This is a genomic window from Paenibacillus sp. An7 (assembly GCF_009870785.1).
Taxonomy (GTDB): domain Bacteria; phylum Bacillota; class Bacilli; order Paenibacillales; family Paenibacillaceae; genus Paenibacillus.
Genome location: NZ_WTWX01000026.1, coordinates 1 through 25,050, shown reverse-complemented (window position 1 = coordinate 25,050; position 25,050 = coordinate 1). Strand labels below are relative to the sequence as shown.

The window sequence follows — 25,050 nt, the reverse complement described above, 5'->3', positions numbered from 1 at the left end:
CCATCGATAGAATTCAGGATTGGTATATCCGCACCCATTTCTGTAGCAATATTTCTGTTACGTCAGGTGAATGATGTGCATCCCACGCTAAATATTTTGTCATCTCAGGATCACTAGTCATGTTGTTATATACGGATTCCAGATCATCCTCTGCAAACCGACGTAAAAATATATGTTTTGTTTGTAGTGGTATAGTACCTTTGTGGTTCAACATGTTGTTTCCTCCTAGTCAGCAAATGGAGTAATACATATTCTGAATTGCTACTATTTTATGCGATTCTTCTTCTGTTCACCCTATCTTTCTCTTCATAAATATTGCGACTTCTCCAAATAGAACGTCATTGTTTGTATAATAAGACAAATCAACCCCCTCTATTTCAAATCCGCATTTTCTATAAAAGCATATAGCATTCATATTCGTATTCTGCGTTTCCAGATTGATTGCTCTAATTCCGTTTGACTTAGCAAGACACGTTAATTTATTCATTAGCTGCTTTCCTATAGAATTTCTTCTCCAGTCTTCTGCCACTTGGAAGTGCCAAATCAATAATGTATTATTCCATTGCATCTCTTCAGCAATCACTACCCCGACCAAATCACTTTCTGTGTACGCCCCTAATGAAAAACCTGTTGAAGCAATCTTGCTATAACGCTCATAATCCTCTTCACTATTTGTATAGGATTTATAAATCCTGCTTACAAGTTCAGCTAATTCAATTTCGATTAGAGTTCTTTCTTTCGTTTCCGTTTTGGTCACTCTATATTTAGAGTCTGTAACATATCCAAATTCCCCAAGATTCTTCTGTTCTTCATCCGTGTATTTATGTATCGGTTTTATCTGTATTGTTTCTATTGGAATCACCCTTTACTAGGATTCACTTTTAAATAAGTTCCCTGCTCATATGGATCGAGATTATTCTCTTATCGTCTATATTGGCGATCTTTAAATCATAAGGTTTGAATCCATGCTTCGAATAAAATACTAACCCTCTTGAATTTGTATTATGACAAGCTAATCGCATTGTTTTCACTCCTAAATGATGTTTAGCTTTTTCAAACATGACATTAAGTAGATATGCGGATGCACCTTGACCCCTATACTTAGGGGAGACAATCACATTACCGAGCCAACAGATACTTTTCGCTAAATCATATCCATATATATTCGCGTAAGCAATCACCTCATCCGTTGCTTGCTCTATGATCACAGTTGGTTCTAACCGATCTTTCGATAATTCTACTATTTGATTGGGTGTTAAAGGGTAAATAAATGCAGGACTTATATACTTCAACTCTTCTTTCGATTGTGGAAATGTAGAGATTGCGCTCAAGTCTTTCTCTTCTAGACTTCTGTAGATGTACATTCATGCCTTCCCCTTTATCAAATTCAAGTCACTTGTGTCTTGAGCTGCCTCCACTAATTCTTCCATCTTAAATAATGAATATAATGTAAGTCCTTCTGCTTCTAGTCTCTTTCTGCCTTCTATGTCTCTTTCTATTACAATCACAACATCGGTGACGATTGCTCCGGCTTCTCTTAAGTCTTTAGCACTTAATATCACTTGGCCACCTGTTGTTACCACATCTTCAACAATACAGATTCGCTTTCCCTTCACATCGATACCTTCAGCTAATTTACAAGTACCATATGCTTTAGTCTTTTTTCTTACAAATGCTGCGGGGATACCTGATTTTAAAGAGAGTGCTGTCGCTACCGGTACACCACCCAGAAATGACCTCCAAGTATTGGTATAATAGTTCTCGTTATTTCTATCTTTAGTTTGAATTTTTAGGACACTTAACCTATGCTCAAACTGTTGTTATCCGATGTTTATGTTCCCATGAATTCTCATCTCAATGATAGCTCACTTTAATCGGCTTTGTTATTCCAATATTATACAGTTTTCTACTAAAAGGCGATAGCCTTTCAAGCGAGCCTACATTGTAAATAGATGAGAGTTTCTTCCAATGGGGACGATATTAGGACGATAATTTTACGGGTCCATTCTACCATTCCACTTCCTTAAATTTTTGTTCAGTGGAACATTAAGAGGCAGTATAGAACTATTAAGCTCCATACTGCCTCTTTCATTTAATCTGCTTTTCCTTCTGCCTCAATTGGATATAAATTGTTTAAGTTATCCATATCCTTGCTTGGTCATAGACTTTCGTATTTGCTAAGCCATTCTTTCCCTGTACTCCAGCCTCCGATTTGGCTTTCATCCTTTAATATGTCTTGACATGCTTTTGCCATGATCCATTCCTTTAATCCATCTTCCTTACTATTCTTGAGCTCGTTAAGCAAAAATTCCAAACCCTTATCTCCAGATGCTAATATCTCGTCATATAAATTTTGATTGTCCTGAATATAGGCGGCAGGGTTACTTGATGCAAGTGCACTGTTGTTATCCATGATTGACACCAAGTTTCTCTCTATTTGGTTACCTAAATCATTTGGCTCGGTATTTTGATTTGATTGACATGCAATGAGGATGGATAAGTATAGAACGGTCGTTATACTAATGAGTATTTTTCGTTTCATAGGATAACCCTCTCTTATGAGCCGTATTATTTTTACAACATCGAATTAATGCTTTCTGCTTCTGATCCTAAACATGATGACTATAAGAACCATAAGACAAATAATTGAAACTGGTAGTAACGTCTTTCCGCTGTTACTTTGTATTGAAATTTTTTTGAGATGCGAAGTAAAACTTATTATCCAGCTTAACTGCTACCGCATCTAGAGAATTAATATCCTTAATTTCAAAAATCAGACTTCCAACGGGTATATCATTTGATTCACCGTTTTTCTTTGGCATGGGAGCTCTTTGGCGCTGAATCTTCCCCATCTCCTTGCCAATATTGTTTATATCTATCTTTACATCAGAAACTAGGTACACAGAGTTATTTAGAGCGATTGCACGAGGATAGCTTTCGGCGAATGCCTTTCCTGTGTTTAATAAAGTCACAGTGAATACCATGACAACGAGCAGTAGTCGTTTTATGTTGTTATACAGAACCCCGCCTCCTTTTCATCTGATCATTGTCCGTTTGAAATTCCTCTAGCTTTATTAATCCTTATATAGCTTTAAACGTGTTCTTACGAACAAAGTTTTACATCCTCCACTTTAAATTTTAGTATTATACGGTTCGCATGGTTATCCGTTATATTTTTAAGTAGCTTATTTAGTGTATTATCATGGTTTAGCTCTATAAGATAATATGCTGATAACTACTTCGCAAAACAAAAAAAGACTGCTTTCCGAGTCACTGTAAGGCTCAGAAAAGCAGTCTTTTGTTTCATCATTATTCAGCTTGCCAGATATCTTTTAAATTCCAATATGTCATTTCGTTTACCTTAGCTTCTCCGCCTTCAGTTACGAGTTCAATGCCTAATAGCTTCTCACTCGGATAGATGCGGCTTGTCATCGCAGCTTGTCCTTCATTTGCAAACAATTCAATCGATGAGCGATCTACATAGACATGCAATGTCAGCAGTCCCTCAGCACTTAAAGCTGTACGGCGAACGCCATCTGTCTTCTTGCCTGACTTGGAGCAATCAAGCATAAGCTTCTGTTCCGGAATGGAATAAGTGATCACTGTTTCCTCATGATCAGTACCACGAAGCTTCAATCCTACGAGATCCGCACTTGTTTTCGTAAGGTCGAACACAACCTTCACTTCTAGCAGATCAGCTTCAACTTCCGTCAAAGAGCTCCCAGAAAAAACTTGATCTTGAAGTACAATATGTTCACTTTGACGAAGCAGCTTCATTTCATCAACAGGGTTCATGAGAACCTTGTTATTCTCACCGAGTGTAAGTACACGTGGAATCGTCAGCGCACCGCACCAACCATCTGCTTTTGTCGGCATCTCGGATTCCCACATATCCATCCAGCCAATCGCAATACGGCGACCTTGATCATCTAGGAAGGTTTGAACTGCATAAAAGTCATGACCGTTATCAAGTTCTATAAACTCGCCATGTTTATATTCATTCGTGCCATAATCATATTCGCCAACATAGTACCCCGTCTGGAATAAGTTATTGTACTTATCTCCCTCAGCGTCAATACCTTGAGGAGAGAACATAAATACATGTTTGCCGCCCAGTTCAAAGAAGTCCGGGCACTCCCACATGAAGCCCATATCCTTGTCTCCTTGCAGAAGCACACCATGATACGTCCACTTTCTAAGATCAGGCGAAGTATACAAAATAACACGCGGCTCCCCTTCTTTTGTACTGTTGCCTAAGATCATGTACCATGTATCCTCATGTTTCCATACCTTTGGATCACGGAAATGTTGAGAGCTGTCAGCCGGAGGCTCAGCAATTACAGGATTCTGTTCTATTTTTGTGAAATGAATACCATCTGTGCTCACGGCCACATTTTGATTTTGAAAAAAGATGTCGTTTGGTTGATCAATATAGTGATGCCCGGTATAGATGAGCGTCAGTTCGCCGTTATTATCTACCGCACTTCCGGAGAAGCAGCCATCAAGGTCACATACATCTCCTGGCGCTAACGCAATCGGACAATGCTCCCAATGTACAAGATCTTTACTTTTAACGTGGCCCCAGTGCATGGGTCCCCAGTTCTCATCATAAGGATGATGCTGATAAAAAGCGTGATATTCACCTTTATATTGAACCAAACCATTCGGATCGTTAATCCAGTTTGCTGGCGCCATAATATGATACCCTAAGCGGTAACGCTTGTTCATTTTCGCTTTTGCCTGTTCCAATGCTTCCTCAGCTTGCTTCGTATTGTTGTGATATGTGTTCATAAGTTTTCCTCCTATGCTAATTCCATATTCGAACTTGTTTGAGTTTGAGGTTCCAGATGATTAGGCTTTTTTGGATCTTTCTTTAAGGTAAAGATTGAGATTGTCGTAAAGGCAAATACGAATATCCCCATAATCAAGTATGTATTCGCAAATCCTCTGATGTCATAAAGCGCCCCAGCAATTGGGGAGAAGATCGAAGCTCCTACCTGACTCGTAAACTGATATCCTACCAGATACAAAATCGATGACAGACGCGTATCAAAATTAGCAGCCAAATACTTGAATACAGAGATCAGCATGATTGGCAGTTCCAATGCGTGAATCAATTTCATAGCTGAGATACCGTAAGGACCAATAACTAAGCCGGAGCCCACGATACGGAATGACATTAAAAACCCTGCCAATATTAGACCTCTCTTCGCGCCAATTTTGTTGACAACAAACGGAGCTAAGAACATCATCCCTGCTTCCAAGAATACTTGGAAGGAATTTAAGTAACCGTACACCTGATTACCTAATGCAATGCTAGCGAATGCCGATGAAAAGAAAATCGGAAACTGCTGATCATACACATTGTAGATACACGTAACACCAAGGACATATACAATAAAGAACCAGAAATGCTTATCTGTAAACAAATGGCCGACTTGCCTAAAGTTTATAGACTCAGCCTGTTCCATCTCGGATTCTGTCATCTCAACTTTAATTGACATCATGATAATGAATAAAATGACAGCAGACACCGATGCAATCCAGAAGTTAATGTTTGGGTTGATATTAAAGAACTGTCCAGCAAAGAAGGTTGCTGCTGCCCAACCTAGCGAGCCCCACATACGAGATTTGCCGTATTCAAAGTCATATTTGCGACTGACTTTCTCAACATAAGATTCGATAGCTCCGATCCCTGCCAAGAAAGCAACACCTAAGTATAATCCGCCTACAATGGCGCCAAGAAATACATTGTACCGTAGCAATGGCCCATAAACAAAGATATAGAAGGGACCAACAATTAAGAGCAAACCGCTAATTAAAAATAGAATATGCTTCTTGAGTCCAATTTTGTCGGAGATAAAGCCATAAAGCGGTTGCATACATAATGCAAAGATAGCGTTTACAGTAAAGATAATACCTGTTTCAGTACCATTCAGATTGATTTCTTGCCCAAGCCAAATCGAAAACAATGAATAACTTGCTGACCATGTAAAGAAGAAAAAGAAGAAATAGGCGCTTAGTTTCCAGTACATGCTCTTTGAATGTCTCATATCGAACGCTCCTCTAAGTTGAACATTTAATGTGATGTAAACACGTTAACGCTTACAAACAGATTATATGTCAACCGCTTTCATATGTCAACCGATTGACATACTATTTAAAAAGAAAAAGGAGTCCTCTCCTTTTATCTTTATTTCACTGATGATATAAATTCTTGTAACAACTTACTACTAGGTGTCAACTTCGTTCTATACGGTACTAGCTTCAATAAGTTTCACAGGTAGATAGGTTTCTCGCGGAAGATCACTGAATTCCCCTTCAATTTCTTTGATTAGCAGCTCGACTGCAGATCTTGCGATCTCCTGAATAGGCTGCTGAATCGTCGTTAATTCTGGGAGTAAGTTACGTGTGGTTTCTGTACCGTCATATCCAATCACCCGAATATCCTCAGGAACACGTTTGCCACGTTTTCTTGCTTGAGCAATAAATGACGCTGCCACCAAGTCATTACTCGCAAACAATCCATCTACTTCAGGGTGCTCATCGAGTAACCGCTGAATCGGTTCATTATGGTTTTGTTGATGGAAAGGATCACGAACTTCATAGGTTATTGCCTCTCGGCCATGCTGCTCCATCACATCTTCATAAGCTTTTCTTCTTAAGCTTGCTGGAGTTTCCAATTCTACAGGTCCATTCATGTGCAAGATATGCTGGCATCCCTTATCAATCAGCAGCTCTGAAGCCATTTTCCCGCCCATGTAATTATCTGATCCAACAACAGGAATGGTATCCGATAAGAAGCGATCAATCGCAACGACCGCTATATTTTTCTGATCATAATTTACAATACCTCGGTTATGTGTTCCTACGATAATCCCGTCCACTTGATTGCGCATCAGCATATCTACATAAGCTTCTTCTTTATCCAGTTGGTTTAAACTGTTACAGATCAGCAGTTTATAGCCTAGTGACGCACAAATATTCTCAATATGAAAAGTTAGCTCTCCAAAGAAAGGGTTGCTTGTTGTCGGAATGATTAAACCAATCAAATTCGTTCGTTTACTAAATAGTGACCTGGCAACGTCATTAGGAAAATAATTCAGCTGCTGCATCGCTTCCTGAACTCGATCTTTCGTTTCCTGACTGATATAGCCCCGATTATTAAGCACCCGAGAAACGGTCGTTGGTGAAACTCCAGCTAATTTTGCAACATCATTAAGTTTAGGTTTCATAGATTGCTCCCTGCCTTTTCTCCATGCCTTATGTACTCAATATCTTTTCTATTTTAACATGCTTACACATGAAAGGACATGCAAACTCCGGTGCGTAGGGATTTACTAAACCTGATAAAGATTAGAATATGTATACAAATGTTATTAAGTATTTGATAAGAGCAAAATTAGCAGTTGATGATCATGATATGTAATCAGATTATTTTCTCAGCAGTGTTGGAAACCATATTTAATAACTTTGTCTTATTTCTGATCTTCTAATATGGTTTGTATTAATTCCTCTATGGTGCCGCTGCATTTACTAACTCCGTCTACATGATAAAAAGTACTCGTTGTTTCCAAGTCGTTAATTTCATCATCCTGTGAGTATAGATATGCTTTAATCCCATTTCCGATTGCAATGCCAAGTTCGACGTGACTTCCTTTACCTGCCGGAAATAAAACTACAATAAAATCAGAACACATGACTGCGTCTATTTCCTTCTTCCCTATGGTCTTTAGTTCATCAATTGAAGTAATATTTTTATTAGTAGTCCAGTCGTATGTATGATATAATCCCTCTTGTCTTAATCGTACGCTTACCTTGCGTACGGTTTCTATATTTTTAAAGCTTGATGCAATATAATAATTTTTCATGATCGCTCCTGCTTTCTAAACAATACTTTTTTAAGTAAATTAGTATCTTGCATTGTGTAAGAAACCAATTACATCTCTATTAGCACATTTAAAATGTCTTATGGGTTACTTTCCAACTAATACAAATACATTCCCATCAGGAGCTTCCATTACGGCGATATGACCAGATTCGGTTGCAAAAGGTGTCCTTATCCATTGAATTTCTATGTTTTTATTTAACTCGTTATATGTTTGTCGAACATCTTCAACATAGATTTGTGGCACCCAAGTTCAAATTCCAGTGTTATCATTTTGTTATGCTTTCTTCACTTTGTTCTATATCATTATCTTTAATACATCCATAGAGATTATGTACTCCAAAAACAACCTAAAATTTCATATCCAGCTGTATTTAAGTACATTGTGACAAAAGATCCAGTTGTATTTTCCGATTTCACCAACCATATTTTCGTATGAATCACATATTCATTAGAAGATATCCCCCCCTATTATATTAATCAATTTGAAATAGTTACGAGGATATCTTTCAATTCTAACAAGCTTTTTATTGATCTATATTCACTTGATGGTCTTTCATAAAAGTCATCTTCTTTCCATATACCTAGCATACCAGCGTTATTACTGGCTTCTACATCGTTAATTGGATGATCTCCTAAGAATATTGATTCTTTAGGTTCTAATCCTAAACGGTCTAATGCTGTCTTGAAAATTCTAATATCCGGTTTTCTTAGCCCTTCGGTTTCAGAAATTAATATCTCGTCAAAATAATGGCCAATCTTAAGTCCTGTAATATTATTCATCTGGAAACGACTATACCCATTTGAAATAATACCTAGCTTAAGATTCTTTTCTTTTAAATAATCAAGCATTTCAAATAGCCCTGAAAAACCATTACAATGATTTTGAAATGATTCTACGTAATCCTCTAGTAATTCTTGCCAGCTTAAATCTATTCCTATTTCTTCTATGAGTTGTTGATAAACTTTATCTTTCCAAACATATCCTTTTTGATCCAGTTGAACAAATCTTTCTATAAAAATATGTTTTTCAACTTTATGAAAAGCATGAATACGATCATACTGGTTTTCAAGAAAACCAAGTAAAGACGTATCCCGATCCAGCAAAGTTCCATCTAAATCAAATAAGATTCCTTTAATCATCTAATCTTCCTTTGGTATATGGCGTAACATATTCATTCATTACTCTCGTTACAAACTTAGTCTTACCTTCGGTATAAGCTTTGCGATTATTCGTAAATTTATTGGACAGTTCGATTTTTAAACTTGCATACTCAGATACTAGTAGAGGATTATTTTTTAATGTATCTCGAAATATAATATGCCTATTTAGTTCTTCACTTTCTTCATCGCATACATATAAATGATGTTCATACTTCTCATTACCTTCACTACTGTAGGGTACATATATATCTCTTCTTGCGAATGCTTCATTATTCTTAATACCTAGATCACCTTCATGTAGATATCCTAGTACTTCTAACTTTTTGATTATTTCTGGCAGGTAATCCATAGATTTAATCACTACGTCAATATCAATAATTGGCTTAGCTGCAAGACCCGGTACGGAAGTGCTTCCAACATGTTCGATTCGAATTACTAGATCATCAATTTCTTCAGATAAAGCTGTTTCTATTCGTTTGAATGCTTTTGGCCATTCTGCATTGTACTCTTCAATAATTACCGGTTTTGGATTCAGCATCAAAATTCTCCTTTACATAAGTAACCAATGATATTTAGATCAGTCTATAGATTTTCCCATTAGTTACTTTTATTTGGTTCATACTTGCCCACTGTTTTAATTCTTCTATGCTAACTTCTTCATGATCCTTGAATCTAAAATGTAATTTCATTGGAACAAATTTTCTGCCATATAGCTTAATACCGACACTCTGTACAAAATAGCCTTGGATGATAATTTTTTCAATTTTCTGTTTTGGTACTTCAATATGATTGATCTGAATTCCATCTTCTTTAAATTGCAGCTCATTATTTTTTCTAAAGATCTTCATTGACAGCATCACTATATTTAAGATGGTATACAAAGGTACGAAAACAACAAAAAAAGCATCAAATAAGTCATTTATTCCAAAAGTGAACACAACCATAATAGTTAAATAAATACAATAAGTCACTTGTATGTACTCCGCTTTAAGTACTTTGATTTCATATTTTTTATTAATGTTTTGGTTTAACTCTTCAGTCATTGATATCTATGTCTCCCGTCTTAAGGAAAGTTTTCGTTCTTATTAAGATTAACGGTTGGTTTTTGGATTTAGTTTGATTTTATACTCCAGGTAATAAGATCGACACGAACGCCAAACCTCGGCTTTCTGCTTATCATTTTAAACGGGCAGGATTGCTAAGTGGAGACGTTGAATACTCCTTCATTGCAGGAGTTATAGTTATTGAGGGGGTATAAAGATGTACGGTGTAGTTGCTCATTTTGACCAGGATACAGAGCTCTATACAGCGCTATATACGAGAATAACAAATGTATAAAGTCACCAACTATTCATAAGAAAGCATTGGACATTGTCTAACATTTCGATTTCAATATATTTTGAATTTCTCCTACATACTCACTCATCTTGCTCTTTATAAATGGGTCTATTCTATCAGGCAATGCCGCTAGGTTATAGAATTTCGCTTCTAATATTTCAACTCCGTCGGGTTTAATTTCTCCTTCATAGTCCGTACAGATATATCCAATAATAATATTGTAATATTCATGTCCATTTCTTAGTTTTGTATATAATTCCTTCCCTGAAAACACACCGAATAATGTAAGATTCTTTATTTGTAACCCAATTTCTTCTTCCACTTCTCTCTTGGCGCACTCCTCCACTGATTCCCCTAGTTCCATTAATCCTCCCGGCACACCCCATGTGTTATCTTGATACCGGACAAGTAAAATTTCACCCGTCTTATTCAGGATCAGTATACTCGGTCTAACCAAAATTAACGGTGTATTACCAACGATTTCTCTCAGCGATTCAACATATCCCATATGATATAAAGCCTCCTCTTTTTAGATCAATTTAACTTTTACGTTTTTTCTTAATCCTTTTGATTAAACTCTATTATCCAATAACGATATCAGTTTCTTTTTCGAATGAATTTAGCCCATCCCTTACTATTCTTAATAGTTCTTGTTTATGATCTGGGTGACAAGCAATGATATATGGTTCTTCATTCATACCGACAAATGGATTACCTTCAAAATCGACTACGATTCCTCCAGCTTCCTTTACCATTAAGATTCCGGAATAAAGATCGTCTCCTTCTGAATTGTAAAGAACGATTCCATCTATGTCTCCCTTTGCAAGCATGCACCATTGAAGTGTGGGTGCCCACAACCTCATCATCCTCTTAAACCTGACATCAATGAATTGTCTTAAATGGACTGCCCTACTCTCGTTTTGCACTTTATGACCTTGAATCCAGCCTATATTTCCTTTAGATACATTTGAGCTAGGACTCATTTGGATCGGGCGATTATTGCAAGTTGTTCCTTTACCTATGACGGATACAAACAATCGATCTGTTAATGGTTCATAAACCACGCCAAGAACAGGCTCTCTTTTGTACATTAAGGTAATTGATGTAGTAAAGATGGGCAGGCCAATTGCAAAATTATTGGTCCCATCTAACGGATCGATTAACCATAACCAATCGCTTTCCGAACCAATGATCCCTGCTTCTTCACTGTGAATCTGATGTTTTGGAAATTCAGCAACAATTTGTTTGATTATCATTTCTTCCGTTATGTAGTCTACTTCAGTAACCACATCTCCAAATTCATCTTTCGATCTTAGCTCTACAAAATTATCAAATTTCTCTTTAGAAATCAGGCCTGCTTGGCGAATTACTCTTTCTGACAATTCTTTTGCACTTTGAATAATCTTGTAATCCATTATGCACCTCATTCATTTTAATTTTCAGCAGTTTGCTCCTATCATCTCGGTAAAAAGTGGACCCCGAAGGGGGACATAGTCATTAATCCCACTTCGAAATCCATTTTTGCAAATCCATCCCCGCAGCGGATCATTTAGTGAATACCAATAGACGGCTGCTCAAAACTTTCTAGGTAAAGTATCCTACGAATGACCCTTCTCATTTCATCTATTCCTCAATTACACCTTACGAACCGCAAACCATAGCTCGATATAGTTAAGGCCATTTTTTTCACCGTACATTTCAAACTCCATTCCCTCCACTTGCTCATAGCCTGCGGACGGCAGCCATTCAGTGTAAAAACGGTGGTACAGTTTCTCAATCGTTTCATTAAACTGGTCCCACGGATGTGGATCTGACGGAAAGATAGCCCAAGTCAGCGCGGGAATAGTTACTGAGGTATACCCTTCCGTGTTGCTAGATTCGTCTCTAAATGCGCACAGCATGTATGGAAAAGTGTCCAGTCCCGTCTTACGGTAACTACATAAGGCATGCACCGAATGAAGATCTCTACTAACAAACAACGGTAGTTCTCCTGCACACGATTCTAATCGCTTTACATCTCCGTTTGCATGGCTCTGCTCCCACAACTTAGCCGGCGTTTGCGGTGCCTCCCCATCCCCTTCGATACGAAAAACACCTTCAATGCCAAACACTTCAAAACTTTCCTTTGTCTCGATCCGATAATTCATTGCCTCTGCCCCTTTAATTGTGATAAGGAAGGAGAGACGCGGATAGGCTTTCATCTCAATCCCATCGTGACGTGCCATTGCAGGTGTGATACCATGTAGTGATTGAAAAGCTCTCGCAAATGAGACTGGTGATTCATATCCATATTTTACCGCGATATCGATCACCTTTACTGATCCGCCCTGCTGAAGTTCCAGCGCCGCAAGCGTCAACCGTCTCCGCCGAATGTATTCCGCTAATGTAACTTCTGTGATGAATGAAAACATTCTCTGGAACTGGTAAGATGAGCTGCAGGCCACGCGAGCCACCTCGCTCATTTCGATCTCTCCTGCCAGATTTGCTTCAATATAGTCTACTGCACGATTCATCCGCTCAAGCCACTCCATCTCATACCCTCCTCTCGATTACAATCATAGACCAGGCGAAAAACGACTTCGCAACAATTTATGCCCAAAAAAGTTTATTTAACTTTTTCAATTTTTTCAGCAGATGCTTGCGCAGGAAACGATGTGTTTACTCCCCCATCTACTGTGATCTTAACTTGTTCACCGATGCTAAAGTCTTTGTATTCATTATCTCCGATTGAAACCCAAGTTGCATTTGGATCAGCAATTGTTAATATTTCCTCCACTGTCTGCTGAGTGATATCAAATTCTGACTCATCTAATCCTTCAACAACAAGTAGCCGCTCTTTTTCTTTATCAATAATATAACCTGTTATAATGGTAGCATTTGTAGGATTTGTAGCCTCCTCATTGGTTGAGTCTGGCCTGTATTCACTGCTGGATTCTTCATTTAATGAACATCCGCTTAATAATAGGGGTACTAATAAGAAAGTAACAACGAATTTCTTCATATGGAGAATCACCACCTTCTCTTACTTTTTGCTAGAACACTACCAATTTCATGCACTTCACCATATACATAATTACTAATTAATTAATCAGGGCCAATGTTGCAGCGACTCCTTCTGGTTCGTTTCCTTATGTAATCTATTTTTTTATAATTAACTTTCCATATTTATCATGGACTCTTAAAGGGAATTCCTGTACGATTACCTCTTTATTCTAATTAGATAAGGATGATTTTTTTGGTAAACGCAGCAGTCGTTTTTGCATCATGTCTTTTGCCTATTTTTCTTTACATTTCTTTTTACTTTTTACTTGATGGAAAACAACCACAAGCAAGGAGAATATTTATTTCTCTTAGTTTTAGTTTAACAATATGGTCGATAGCAATAATTATGATTGCAAAAAATTAAAAGAGCTATCAATGGTTTTACGAATTTGGGATCAAAGTAAAACTTGTTGGAGATTTAATTACTGGAGCAAATTTTTAATCGTTCCATTTTTCATAAATTTCAAGTAATTTGGTCTAAATCGCTAATGAAATCTCCCGCGAGCTCTAGTTGTTGAGTAGCAAATTCCAAATTACCATAACCTTCAAAAGCGTAATCTAGATTGCCGAGTGTAGACATCAATATGCGGGCGGTCAGGGCGAAAGTAAACGCTTTCGAATCCGCGATAACCTTTTTATTACTCAACATGTAACTAAAAGTCGGATCTTGAAATCCATTAAACAAGGCGAGATTACCTACAAATGATGCTAGGTCCCAGTAAGCGGGCATCAATGATCCATCCTCAAAGTCGGTCCAAATCCAGCCATCCGTACTTGGAACTAAATTTCCAGCGTGGGCATCTCCATGGGAAGGTATTAAATTATTTGTTTCTAATCGTATCTTTTTATCTATTTCATGAAACATTTCAAGTAAGGATTGTATACGTGGGTCCGAGTTCTTCATCAATCTTTCAGCCGATCGACGAGTCCGTTCCCAAACACCAAGCACAGGAAGTTCTTCAGAAAAGTCCTTCATTGCAATGGAAAGGTTACTTACGAGTTCAGCGCTTTCACTTGGCGATGGTTGTTGTAACTCGATAGGAGGCACATAGTTCCAAAGCGTCATCCATGTATCATCAACGTTGTGGGGTCCCGCATCAATAAGATCAGTAGGGAGTAACACGGGAACGTTCTTGATTTGAAGGTGTCGTGCTATTTGTAATTCTCGAATGAGTCTCTTGTAGGCGATATTTGTTTCTTCCAGTGCGATAACATTGGCTAATCGGGCAACAATGGAGTAGGGAGCCAAGTGAATAATCAGATTGCCTCCATTACTTAAAATTACAGGTGTAATTTCATCTAATCCAAAAGTTTTAACGACCAATAAAACTTGAGCAACTAGTTTATCTATATATGACAATACAACAACTCCTTCTGTCTAATTTCCATGCTTTTACATTGATTGTCTTCTAAAGAAATCGAGTTTTTATTTACAGTCTCCAATACAATGTAATGATCTATATTCTGACTTTGTAATACTCCAATGATATTTAGATTTCGCTATTTCGTTATATGTATTTTCTTACGAGACTTGCTTTCTTGATAGACTACATATATTTAATTGCATTAGTCTTAAGAAATTCCAAACTAATTTCAATACAATTATTAGACTCTTTGGAATCGTAAGTTCTGTAGAATGGATTCATAAAACCATGCTCAGCTTCAATGATCTTTATCAGCGTATACTTCTTTTCTTTCAGATCCATTTCTAAATCCGTTACATTAAATGATTTCTCTTTAGTAGGAAAAAACAATAAGGCAGGACAACTAGGCTCTATCTCTTTATAATCACGAATTCTCGATCCATAGTACCCGATTACTCCGTTAATATCATATTCACTGCACATCCAAGCGATTGTTGCTCCAATACTAAATCCAATGATAAATACCTGATCATACTCCGCTTTCTTTACTTTTATTATTCCCTCTACTTCTCTTACTGATTTCTTGAATCCAATCTCGTTCACAAAATATTGATAAGCAATATCCTCATGATCATAAGAAAATGAATCCCTATGAATTAGGTTTGGAACAAGTACGTCAAAACCTTCATTTATTAATATCTCACTAAAAAAATGGATATGATCGTTAACTCCATAAATCTCATGAAGCACAATGACTAAAGCTCTGCTTGACGAGGTTTCTTTGCTCATTTTCTTTCACATCTTTCTCAAGGTTTGAAAAGGGTTTTAATAAAGCATACTTAATACCGTATATTCATTGTTATATGAATTAGTAAACATATGTTACTATGACCAAGATTTTATGAGAAGGTAATATATAAATATATTAGACTTTTATTTATCGTCCTCACAAAACTCCATATATCCCCTTCCTAGATTGACTCAGATTGTTTCTAAATAATCTAGTTTATGCTTTGAAGGCAATTATAAAAGATTTCATTAAACGAATTCTGATCTTGAGTGTACTGCAGCTTGAAAATCACAAACTAATTTTTCTTTAGGAATCGAAACCCACTCCGTATTAGTTAACTCGGCTGGTCTACAGATTCGTTCTGTAATTAGTTCTGCAATATTAGATCCTGTAAGTTCTTTTATTAAGTCACACGCTACTTTCTCACGTTCAATGCGATGCGATCCTAAATATTTGGCACCTGATTTTGTTGCTAAATCTCTTATTGTGATGTTGCCCAACTCGTATTCAGTCAAGTTTATAAGAACGTCAGAAACTTTACTGTCAATAGATACTCTATTTTCTACAACAGCAATTGCTGTCGCAAGTCCAACGTACGTTTTCCTTAGGGAATATAAGTTAAACATAGAATCCGTTGTTACTACGAGAGCTCCATTTTTAAAATGATGTTCTCCGGTATACCACTCAGTTATAATTTTGTTGTCCTGGATAATCACAACAGATGCTGCGGAAGCCCCAAACCTTGCTTTTGCTTTTTCTGTATATGAAATTAAAGGTGAAAACTTGTTATCCGTTAGTGCTGCCATGATTTTCGACCTCCAATTATTGTTTTATTTCTACATCGGACAACACTGAAGCATAACTCCGAATCGGGAAAATTCTCCAGCGTGTCCTCTTTCTAATCAGTTCGCATAGATAATGACTCGAGTAGTAAACTGGAAAATCATGTCTCTAGGTACTTATAAATATTTTACTACAGTTTGACGTTTTAACAATATTTGGTTTTCTTTAATTCTTATTTAAAACATAATTTCTTTACAGATAACATTGAAAACAAATAACCCGACTTCTAAATGAAATCGGGTTAGTATTTGTAATTATAAATATCTGTTTAATCTTCCCAAACATCGTCCATAAGCATCTTAATTTGCTTCTCTCGTTGCTTTGTTTCCTTAGGGTTAGGTTTCCATACTCCTTCTACCAAAGTAACTACATCCCCCACTTTTACAAAAGCATCAACAATTGACTTAGAAACATCATGTGTCTGTCCATCTATCTCAATTATCGCGTAATCACCTTCAAACCGATCAACGATCCCTTTCATGTAAAGACCTCCTATCTATCTCTCACAAGCTATACCATCTTTATCCCTATCAAGCTTTGTACTATATCCTGGGTCACCTTTGTATAAGGGATCTTTACCAGCCGCTCTTACTGCGTCACAATTTTTATAGTAAACACTTGTATTCGATTCTGTTTTTGTTTCAGTCTTCGTGTCTGATGATGCTGCAGGTTCCTTTTTAGTTATTGTGGTACTTGTACTATTACTAGAGGTTTCTTTTTTATTAGTTGTTGCTGTATATTTCCATGCACTTACCGATGGTTTAATGTTCGTCCCATCAGACGTAAAAATAACGGTTCCTTGCAGATCATTACGATATATTTTTATATTTTCACTATTAAGTCTCTTTAAGATATTATCTGTAGGATGACCATAACTATTATTACCCACTTGAATGACAGCATACTTAGGATTAACAGCGTTTAGGAATGTTTGACTAGTTGATGAGTTCGAACCGTGGTGACCAATAAGCAAGACATCTGATTTTAGGTTTGCACCGCTATTTATCATATCACTTTCGCTGCCTGACTCAGCGTCTCCTGTGAATAAAAAGGAGTTATTTCCAAAGGTAAGTTTAACAACTGCGCTCATTTCATTTTTATCATCATAAGTTTTAACAGGAGCAATCATTTTGATATCAAGCTGATTATCCAAATCGATGTTTATTCCTGCTTTAGCCGTTGTAACTTTAAGGTTCTTATTTTTGATCGAAGTCAGTAAAGATTCATACGTTTTCGTGTTAGAAGATACCTTTGGCAAATAAATTTTTCCAATATCAAAGGAATCTACTACTGCATCTAATCCCCCAATATGATCGGCATCTGGATGTGTTCCTATAAGAACATCTACTTTTGTTACTCCCTGTTTATTTAAGTAGCTAACCATACGCTGTTCATCATCGTTATTGCCTCCATCGATAAGCATTGTTTTGCCGCTAGGTGTTTGAATAAGTTGCGATGCTCCTTGTCCAACATCTATATAGTGAACCGTTAGCTTACCACTCGGAGTAGTTGAAGTAGGTTTAACGGCTTGTGTAGTCGTCTCCGTTTTTGTTGTTTCCTTCTTCGTTGTAGTATCTTTCCCTGTTAATGTTGTTAAAGAAGAACTCTGTTCCTTATTATTGACTGTCTCTTCTTTTTTCTTATCATCATCTTTAACTTGCTCACTATTCTCGTCAATGCTTGTTGGTGCATCAGTTGTCTGTGAAATAGATTCGCTATTATCTACTGGTGGTGTTGTTGATCCACAACCGCTGATAATAAATAGAAAGACAGCACACACAATGAACACACATAAATTACTCTTCCTTAAAATTGATACAATGTTCCTCATAAGAATCCCCCATACTTTATTGTATTGACTTGTTGAATTCTGATTATTATATATTTAATTAAAAAAAGTAAGTTAAATATTTACATACCTGTTTGTAATAAGTAGTTATTTTAAAAACTTCACATCAAAGAGATATCGATAAATAAAATAGACCCTTCAAAATTTGAAGAGTCTTTCACTAAAGCTTATTTTTTACAAAATATAAAATGCTTGTATCTTCAATTTTTTTATTGGCTACGTAAAATTTCTATAGAAATAAAGCTAGAATACTTGCTGCATTTCGTGGATCAGATTTCCCTTGGCGAAGCTACAGTCCTCATCCTCTTGAATTTGAGGTTTTGGTTTTACAGAATTCGCTTTAATCTTGAGTCACCCGGACAGGCACAGCGGGTTAATAATTCTCACAAAAACACTTTCAGTAATAGCCGTGTTAGTTTGCGCTATAAAAGTGACATTGCATAAAAAAAATGCCTATATCTCAGGGAAAGAGACATAAGCACTAAGTCTGATATTTCATATAAGTATATAAGTTGTAAATAGTAGGCGATCCACTAATAACGATAAAAAAACAAGAATCATCAATTGTGTATGACGGTAGTCCATGCCGTTTTGAACTACATGTACTCTATTAAATAGAGATCTCCAATTCATATTTGGTTTGTATTTTACTGTTTCCATCTATTGTTTCCATCTTTTCTTCGACTTTTTTAAATCCTCTTTTCTCATAAAATGATCTTCCTATATGATTGTCTTTCGCAACCCAAGCAAATAATTTTTTTATCGGTTTTAAAACCTGAACAAATTCTTGAATGAAGCCATTTCCTATTCCTTGTTTATGATATTCAGGCCGTACATAGATTCTTAGTAGTTCATAATCTTCTTCATTCACTTGTCTTGTTTGCGCATATCCAACGACTTCATTATTAAATTCCGCTATTAAAAAATTTCGTTTCGCACTGTGAAGATCTCTCTCTACCGATCGACTTAAATTCTCATAAGAATAAGCTTTACTTAGAAAATGATGAATGTACTCTATTGGGTAAATGTCTCCATAAGTAAAAATCCATGTTTCACGTGCTATCGATTGAATATGTGGGATATCATCATTTGAGACAAATCTAATAGTAAGCATACAGTTATCCTTCTTTCGTTTTATAGTCTTTGCACTGCAGCCTCTAGATGATAATTATAGAAGTAAATAGTTGTGTTAGAAACACTTGTGTCTCGGAGGCTGAAACGTTTGTGTCTCTTGGTATTGATAAGTATTTTACTACATTTCAGTTTTTTACAATATTTGGTTTTTCTTAAATCGCATTTAATACATATCAAGATACTCGTAAAATTTTGAATATGTGAGAAGTTGTCTAAGTACGGATAATATTATTGTGAATTTTTCATGTGTTGAATAAAAATTAATAGTGCATTGTGGATTTTTCTCTGTTAAAAATTTGTGCGTTAAAAGAAATCCAAACAAAAAAGTCGAATTCCTTAAGAGCTAAGGTATCCGACCTTTCTGTTTTAATGTATCTTATAAGATAAATGGAGCAAATGAACAAATAATTATGGGAGAGTGTTTAAGCATAATCTTATGGAAAACAAAAAAGGCAGAGTAGAAAACAAGGTTGAGAATTTTAGATCGGGTTGTAGACTAACATTCTTATAATTTATTATTTATCAGCGCTTTTTAATTTAATAATAATCCTAGATATAACCATTATGATCAATACCATTAGAAATGAGGATATTAGTAGAAACAAGTAATACCCTGCTTCCAATATAAATCCCTTTTCAAAATTCTCGAAAAACTCACTCTGATCAAATAATAGTTCCAGCATTAAATTAAAGACAAAGATGACTACAGCATAAATTGCAGCCTCTTTAACAATTTTCAAAATTCTCACTCCCCCCTCTTCCAGTGATCTTTCACGCTAGTTAAGAATCTCATTTACTGACTGAAACAAAAAATATTCAATTGGATAGAATGAGTTGATCTCGATTCTTAATCTACTTCCTCCATTTATTCTGTAATTCGTTGCTCATTTTTCCTTAGAATCTATTTCACTACTCATTTTTCCGATTTCAATACTATCCAGGACTGGTGGCTCTTTATCTCTCTCTTTTATCTTCCTACTAATGAGTCCGCTAATTAATGAGAATATAATAGCTCCTTGCCATGTTATCGTTATATCGCTGATGAATGCATCAAGTAATAGGATTAAAGCAAAAGGCAACCCTGTATCCAAAATTAGGGGTAACCATCCTTTACTTGATTTAATAATACCCACAGATTTTAATGATTTAGGCAGTGCATCTGTAATCAATGAGAGAGGTATTTCTAGGATTAGATATAGAACAAAGAATAATATTAGAGCACCAGCGGATTTATACTGCAGACCTAGCAAGTGCAAAACGAAAAATTCGAATATAGTTAATCCTACTAAGATAATGAGAACAATAACGAAAGGAATCATTATTCTTTTTATCTTGTTCATTTTTTCCACGTCCTTACCGTCCTTACTTATCCTTACTGTTATCAAATCTCAAGAATCATTCCCTGGTCGAAACAAGATTATGTTTAATATATTTAGCATTAATACAAATGGGTATATCAAACAAAAAAAGCCGCCTATCGACGACTTTCCACGCCTTATATAACAGACTTTATTAATATAAAGTTCAACCTCCAGATATAAATTGATATGAGCCTACTACTATTAAAAATAGTACAAAAAAGACAATGCCGATTAGCACAGTAATAGAAAAACCAGAAAATCGTGATTTTTGTTTGAGTTGGCTCTCCACATTTTTCAATCGCTCTTTAATCTCTTGAATTTCTTTATCGTGTTCCATTTATTTATCTCCCTTCGCTCAGAAATATTACCTTTTACATCATTTGGGATATTATAACATAATTTATTCTAGCTTACTTTTCATATATCCTAAACCGCCCATACAGGATTTAAATGAGTTGGTAGCTTCTTATTACTTATACTTCACTACAAAGTAAAAGAAAGTTCATAAATTATGATGATAAATAGCCCTTTGGAGTCATACTTTTAACAGATTTATTCAAATATACTTGCTTGAGTTTAGTAAAAATAGTATAGAGACAGGAGTATGTTGATGAGAGGCAGCGTTGAACAACCAACAGTGAAAGAGATTAGTAATAAAAAGCAAAATAATACGTCGTTTTACCAAACCTTATGGAGGTGGCATTTATACGCCGGACTGTTCTTTGCTCCTTTTATTTTTATCTTAGCGATTACAGGATCTATGTATTTATTTAAACCTCAAATCGAACAATGGATGTATCGTGACTTGTACGTTGTTAACGATGAAGGCAGCAAGCTCCCTCCTTCCTTACTCATGGAGAAGGTTTCCAGTACCTACCCAGACTCAACTGTTGTGAAATACCGTCCTGGCGAGGCAGCTACACGCTCTGCAGAAGTAAAAATTAATCAGAATAATGAAGTCTATACCGTGTTCGTAGATCCATACTCTGCTGATATTATAGGAAAAATAAACGACAAAAACAGACTGATGGATCGGATTGAAGAATTTCATGGTGAGCTAATGCTTGGAACGACAGGAGATCGCATTGTAGAATTAGCAGCTTGCTGGGCATTAATTTTAGTATTCACTGGTCTTTACCTATGGTTTCCGAGAGACAAAAATAAATGGAGGGGTATCATCATCCCTCGTTTTAAAACCAATAGAAAAACATTACTAAGAGATTTGCATGCTGTTCCCGCTTTCTGGATTTCGGCAGTTATGGTTTTTCTCATCATTACAGGTCTCTTATGGTCCGGATTTTGGGGAACAAGAATACAAACACTGGCAACAAATACAGGTGTGGGATACCCGCCGTCCATTTGGGTTGGGAGTGCTCCCTCAAGCGGACTAAAAACAAAGGATATAGCAGATGTTCCTTGGGCTGCAGAGAATCTAGAAGTTCCCTCATCAACGGTAAAAGAAGTACAGCTATCAATTGACAAGGTTGTCAGTATTGCGAGCAACCTCGAGATTTACCCAACGTATGAAGTCATTTTTCCAAAAACGCCTGAAGGAGTATTTACCTTATCGGTTTTCCCTCCTAAGGCTCGAGACGAAGCAACGGTTCATATAGATCAGTATAGCGGTGCGGTCCTTGCTAATTATCGTTATGAGAACTATGAGCCGATCGGCAAATTGATGGCATGGGGAATTACGCTTCATAAAGGGTTAGAATTTGGCTTAATGAACCAAATCATAGGGTTCGTTGTATGTATAGGAATAGCAGGTATTGTATTCACTGGATTTGTAATGTGGTGGAAGCGTAAGCCCAATGGTAAGATGGGGGCTCCTCGCTCCGTAAGTCCAGGTAAAATTAAAGGACTACTCGTTGTCCTTGCAGTGTTCGGAATACTCTTCCCTTTAGTAGGCGTATCTCTCATTGTTGTTGGCGTGATTGATTTCTTTATCATCAAAAGGGTCCCAGCTCTTAAAAAGTTCTTTAATGCATAGTTCAGAGAATAGGCGGTATATAATGAAGAAACGATGGTCCATAATCTACTCTTATGTTCTTTTAACCTTATTATTATCAGCTTGTACGTCTGTGGATGCAGACGCAGCTCAGAAGTACAAGCAGCAAAATGTACTTCAAGTGGATATAACCGTTCCCGATTCGATTCAGACGGGTGTACCGCAGCCTTATGTTGCCAAGTTTGTTCAGAAAGACATCATCATTGATGATCCTGATGTGATTCAATTTCATATTTGGAGTTCTGACGACAGGAACAATCCATTTCATGAGACAATCGAACCTATCTACATCGAAGGTGGGATGTTCAAAGCTGATATTGTCATTCCTCAGGATGGTATATATTATTTTCAAGTGATCGCCTCTTCTCAAGGCTCTGAAATAATGCCCACAATGCAACTCATTGTAGGTGATGTTGAACTGCCTCAACCAGATCAGAGTAGCACTACCAGTGGCAATAATAACAGCGGTAAACATCACTAATTTAGTATATAAAATTAAAGCCCCTAAGAGTCTACAAATTTCTCTTGGGGGCTATTTTGATAATTCGGATTACGAGTTCAGCATGTTAAAGTCCGTTATTTCACCTGTAACGACATGTTCCAACTGACTCTCTATGTATTACTTAAAGACTTCTTAAATACAAACTTGTTTTTCTGCTACTTCTCGCATTTCACATTACTAAAGACTATGATTTCTTTTATGTAAAGTTAACTGCTTATACTTTCAATTTTTCTAATTCTACGGTTACTTTTTCAATCAACTTTACGTAGGATGCTAACTCTTGCGAACTTGCCACCTGATTTCTGGAGTACATTGAGTTATGTTCTGAGTCATTTCTTACCTTTGTGAGCGTGGAGTGAATATTTTTCAGCCTCTGATCAATAGTTCCTAATGATTCTTTTGAATGGTGAGCTAACTTTCGGACTTCTTTCGCAACAACTTCAAAACCTCGCCCGTGCTCACCTGCTCTTGCCGCTTCAATTGCAGCATTTAATCCTAAGAGATGCGTCTGATCTGCTACTTCCCTCATCATCGTACCCACTTGATGAATAGATTCGACCTCACTGTTCAAAGAAAGTATATTCTGGTGCGTCTTCTCTTGATAATCCACATTCTTATTTTCTGAATTCTCTACCGATTCACTACTATCTTTTAGTTGTACCATTAGAGATACTAACTCTTGAACCGCTGAACTTACTCCTGTAAGTAAATGATTCTGCTTCTCCAACAAGATTTCTATTTTAGCTTTTTCATCTGTTTCGTATGCTTCTAGGACTAATTGTGAATCTAGATTAAACATTTTGGTTAGTGAATGAATGACACTTCTCCACTCATCTGGTAAAACTCGTTCAAAATGAGCTGTTGCGAGATCTAGATATAAAATGTAAGTTCCCAAATACCAATTCGTTGTTAAACCTATGCGTGAATGAACCTTTCCAATAAACAAACGTTTCTCGATAAACTCCTCATCAATTACGCCAGATGCCATAGAGAGAAAGTACCATCTCTGTGTTTCTTTTAAGCGTTCCAATGTACTGTTTTTCTCGATAATAGCGAGAAGCTCTGGCTCAGATGTCACTTGTTCATATACTTCATCAACAAGTGTATTGACGATCAGTTTAAACTCTTTTTCCTTGCTTTTTAATAAATTCAAATCAACATCGGTAATACCGATATAACTGATTTGTTTTTCTCGCTCTGATCCAAGGCTAATCATAATTTAGTTAAATATCCTCTCATCGTATAATAGTTTTTCGAGCAGGATATTATTTTATAAAAAATTCCAGCAAAAAGATAGATCTAGTTTGAAAAATCACGAAAGATGATTGTTATCAGTATACTTCAACTACAAATCACAAAAAGGAGCTCCTTTTTCGAATTATCTAAGGATGTATTTATCGTTGTTCAAAATTTCTTCTATAATCTCAGATAATTGTTCTTCTTTATATTCATGTGTATAGAGCTTATTAATATCCCTTAATTCAGAATCATTCTCAAACTCTTCTAAAAGAATTAAACTACGCTCTCCCATTCGCTCTTCGTCATGTCTTAACTGATCTCTGAAAATTATTGTTTCTTTATCTACTAAAAGTACAACATAAACAATTTTAACTTCTCTATTATTCAATTCTTGTGCAAGCCATTTTACTTGGTAGCGTCAAGAATTTTGTGTAAATGAAAATATATCCTCTTCTTGTAGAAAGTAGTACTAGTCTTTGGTGGAGAACATCGCCAGTAGTTCAGATCGGGCTTGATCAAAGCCAATAT

Annotated in this window: 28 protein-coding genes and 3 pseudogenes; 2 read left to right on the top strand and 29 right to left on the bottom strand. The window is 36.4% G+C overall.

Annotation, left to right across the window (positions count from 1 at the left end; translation table 11 throughout):
• Positions 1-13: 13 nt before the first annotated feature.
• The 26 genes and pseudogenes from GQY27_RS19085 to GQY27_RS18965 form a co-directional block, all read right to left on the bottom strand.
• A complete protein-coding gene (locus GQY27_RS19085) occupies positions 14-214 on the bottom strand; it encodes a GNAT family N-acetyltransferase (protein ID WP_160036847.1) in 201 nt (66 codons plus the stop codon).
• Positions 215-289: 75 nt separating this feature from the next.
• On the bottom strand, positions 290-862 hold the full coding sequence (locus GQY27_RS19080) for a GNAT family N-acetyltransferase (RefSeq protein WP_160036846.1): 573 nt from the start codon (positions 860-862) through the stop codon (positions 290-292).
• A 19-nt stretch (positions 863-881) separates the two neighbouring features.
• On the bottom strand, positions 882-1,364 hold the full coding sequence (locus tag GQY27_RS19075; RefSeq protein WP_160036845.1) for a GNAT family N-acetyltransferase: 483 nt from the start codon (positions 1,362-1,364) through the stop codon (positions 882-884).
• A pseudogene (locus GQY27_RS19070) lies at positions 1,365-1,730 on the bottom strand (orotate phosphoribosyltransferase); the annotation flags it as partial.
• A 428-nt stretch (positions 1,731-2,158) separates the two neighbouring features.
• Positions 2,159-2,542 (bottom strand): hypothetical protein, encoded by a 384-nt coding sequence (locus GQY27_RS19065; protein WP_160036844.1) that lies wholly within the window; start codon positions 2,540-2,542, stop codon positions 2,159-2,161.
• A 133-nt stretch (positions 2,543-2,675) separates the two neighbouring features.
• Positions 2,676-2,972 (bottom strand): hypothetical protein, encoded by a 297-nt coding sequence (locus GQY27_RS19060; RefSeq protein ID WP_160036843.1) that lies wholly within the window; start codon positions 2,970-2,972, stop codon positions 2,676-2,678.
• Positions 2,973-3,309: 337 nt separating this feature from the next.
• A complete protein-coding gene (locus GQY27_RS19055) occupies positions 3,310-4,791 on the bottom strand; it encodes a glycoside hydrolase family 32 protein (protein ID WP_160036842.1) in 1,482 nt (493 codons plus the stop codon).
• Positions 4,792-4,802: 11 nt separating this feature from the next.
• The gene (locus tag GQY27_RS19050; RefSeq protein WP_160036841.1) at positions 4,803-6,053 is read right to left on the bottom strand and encodes an MFS transporter; all 1,251 of its coding nucleotides are present in this window, start codon (positions 6,051-6,053) and stop codon (positions 4,803-4,805) included.
• Positions 6,054-6,251: 198 nt separating this feature from the next.
• On the bottom strand, positions 6,252-7,235 hold the full coding sequence (locus GQY27_RS19045; RefSeq protein WP_160036840.1) for a LacI family DNA-binding transcriptional regulator: 984 nt from the start codon (positions 7,233-7,235) through the stop codon (positions 6,252-6,254).
• Positions 7,236-7,478: 243 nt separating this feature from the next.
• A complete protein-coding gene (locus GQY27_RS19040; RefSeq protein ID WP_160036839.1) occupies positions 7,479-7,871 on the bottom strand; it encodes a group-specific protein in 393 nt (130 codons plus the stop codon).
• Between the two features lie 105 nt (positions 7,872-7,976).
• Positions 7,977-8,129, bottom strand: a pseudogene (locus tag GQY27_RS22170) (VOC family protein); the annotation flags it as partial.
• A 239-nt stretch (positions 8,130-8,368) separates the two neighbouring features.
• On the bottom strand, positions 8,369-9,031 hold the full coding sequence (locus tag GQY27_RS19035; RefSeq protein WP_160036838.1) for an HAD family hydrolase: 663 nt from the start codon (positions 9,029-9,031) through the stop codon (positions 8,369-8,371).
• Positions 9,024-9,590 carry a GrpB family protein gene (locus GQY27_RS19030; RefSeq protein ID WP_236570659.1) on the bottom strand — a complete coding sequence of 189 codons (567 nt, stop codon included), beginning with the start codon at positions 9,588-9,590 and terminating at the stop codon, positions 9,024-9,026. Before GQY27_RS19030 ends, GQY27_RS19035 begins: the two co-directional genes overlap by 8 nt.
• A 34-nt stretch (positions 9,591-9,624) precedes the next feature.
• Positions 9,625-10,095: a hypothetical protein gene (locus tag GQY27_RS19025; protein ID WP_160036837.1), complete on the bottom strand. Its 471-nt coding sequence runs from the start codon at positions 10,093-10,095 to the stop codon at positions 9,625-9,627.
• Between the two features lie 332 nt (positions 10,096-10,427).
• Positions 10,428-10,898 (bottom strand): NUDIX hydrolase, encoded by a 471-nt coding sequence (locus GQY27_RS19020; RefSeq protein ID WP_160036836.1) that lies wholly within the window; start codon positions 10,896-10,898, stop codon positions 10,428-10,430.
• 73 nt (positions 10,899-10,971) lie between these two features.
• The gene (locus GQY27_RS19015) at positions 10,972-11,805 is read right to left on the bottom strand and encodes an inositol monophosphatase family protein (protein ID WP_160036835.1); all 834 of its coding nucleotides are present in this window, start codon (positions 11,803-11,805) and stop codon (positions 10,972-10,974) included.
• 219 nt (positions 11,806-12,024) lie between these two features.
• Positions 12,025-12,921, bottom strand: a complete 897-nt coding sequence (locus GQY27_RS19010) for an AraC family transcriptional regulator (protein WP_160036834.1) — start codon at positions 12,919-12,921, stop codon at positions 12,025-12,027.
• Between the two features lie 74 nt (positions 12,922-12,995).
• Positions 12,996-13,391, bottom strand: coding sequence for a YobA family protein (locus tag GQY27_RS19005; protein WP_160036833.1), 396 nt, complete (start codon positions 13,389-13,391; stop codon positions 12,996-12,998).
• A 504-nt stretch (positions 13,392-13,895) separates the two neighbouring features.
• Complete coding sequence (locus tag GQY27_RS19000) at positions 13,896-14,792, bottom strand: phosphotransferase family protein (RefSeq protein WP_160036832.1); 897 nt, start codon at positions 14,790-14,792, stop codon at positions 13,896-13,898.
• 187 nt (positions 14,793-14,979) lie between these two features.
• A complete protein-coding gene (locus GQY27_RS18995; protein ID WP_160036831.1) occupies positions 14,980-15,585 on the bottom strand; it encodes a dienelactone hydrolase family protein in 606 nt (201 codons plus the stop codon).
• 249 nt (positions 15,586-15,834) lie between these two features.
• Positions 15,835-16,392: a serine hydrolase domain-containing protein gene (locus tag GQY27_RS18990; protein ID WP_160036830.1), complete on the bottom strand. Its 558-nt coding sequence runs from the start codon at positions 16,390-16,392 to the stop codon at positions 15,835-15,837.
• 305 nt (positions 16,393-16,697) lie between these two features.
• Positions 16,698-16,910, bottom strand: a complete 213-nt coding sequence (locus tag GQY27_RS18985) for a DUF3006 domain-containing protein (protein ID WP_160036829.1) — start codon at positions 16,908-16,910, stop codon at positions 16,698-16,700.
• Positions 16,911-16,925: 15 nt separating this feature from the next.
• Positions 16,926-18,260: an MBL fold metallo-hydrolase gene (locus tag GQY27_RS18980; RefSeq protein WP_160036828.1), complete on the bottom strand. Its 1,335-nt coding sequence runs from the start codon at positions 18,258-18,260 to the stop codon at positions 16,926-16,928.
• A gap of 628 nt (positions 18,261-18,888) precedes the next feature.
• Positions 18,889-19,392 (bottom strand): GNAT family N-acetyltransferase, encoded by a 504-nt coding sequence (locus GQY27_RS18975; RefSeq protein WP_160036827.1) that lies wholly within the window; start codon positions 19,390-19,392, stop codon positions 18,889-18,891.
• Positions 19,393-20,296: 904 nt separating this feature from the next.
• On the bottom strand, positions 20,297-20,752 hold the full coding sequence (locus tag GQY27_RS18970; RefSeq protein WP_160036859.1) for a YrvL family regulatory protein: 456 nt from the start codon (positions 20,750-20,752) through the stop codon (positions 20,297-20,299).
• A gap of 184 nt (positions 20,753-20,936) precedes the next feature.
• Positions 20,937-21,110, bottom strand: a complete 174-nt coding sequence (locus GQY27_RS18965) for a hypothetical protein (RefSeq protein ID WP_160036826.1) — start codon at positions 21,108-21,110, stop codon at positions 20,937-20,939.
• Positions 21,111-21,383: 273 nt separating this feature from the next.
• On the opposite strand from GQY27_RS18965, the gene GQY27_RS18960 reads away from it, so the two are divergent.
• Both GQY27_RS18960 and GQY27_RS18955 read left to right on the top strand, forming a co-directional pair.
• Positions 21,384-22,763 (top strand): PepSY-associated TM helix domain-containing protein, encoded by a 1,380-nt coding sequence (locus tag GQY27_RS18960; protein WP_160036825.1) that lies wholly within the window; start codon positions 21,384-21,386, stop codon positions 22,761-22,763.
• A gap of 22 nt (positions 22,764-22,785) precedes the next feature.
• Entirely contained in the window at positions 22,786-23,262 is a 477-nt protein-coding gene (locus GQY27_RS18955; protein ID WP_160036824.1) for a hypothetical protein, read from the top strand.
• Positions 23,263-23,497: 235 nt separating this feature from the next.
• On the opposite strand, the gene GQY27_RS22125 is transcribed toward GQY27_RS18955, so the two are convergent.
• From GQY27_RS22125 to GQY27_RS18945, 3 genes and pseudogenes are all read right to left on the bottom strand, one after another.
• Positions 23,498-23,947, bottom strand: coding sequence for a methyl-accepting chemotaxis protein (locus tag GQY27_RS22125; RefSeq protein WP_236570661.1), 450 nt, complete (start codon positions 23,945-23,947; stop codon positions 23,498-23,500).
• 93 nt (positions 23,948-24,040) lie between these two features.
• A pseudogene (locus GQY27_RS22120) lies at positions 24,041-24,499 on the bottom strand (protoglobin domain-containing protein); the annotation flags it as partial.
• Positions 24,500-24,661: 162 nt separating this feature from the next.
• On the bottom strand, positions 24,662-24,910 hold the full coding sequence (locus GQY27_RS18945; RefSeq protein ID WP_160036822.1) for a hypothetical protein: 249 nt from the start codon (positions 24,908-24,910) through the stop codon (positions 24,662-24,664).
• Between the last annotated feature and the right edge of the window lie 140 nt (positions 24,911-25,050).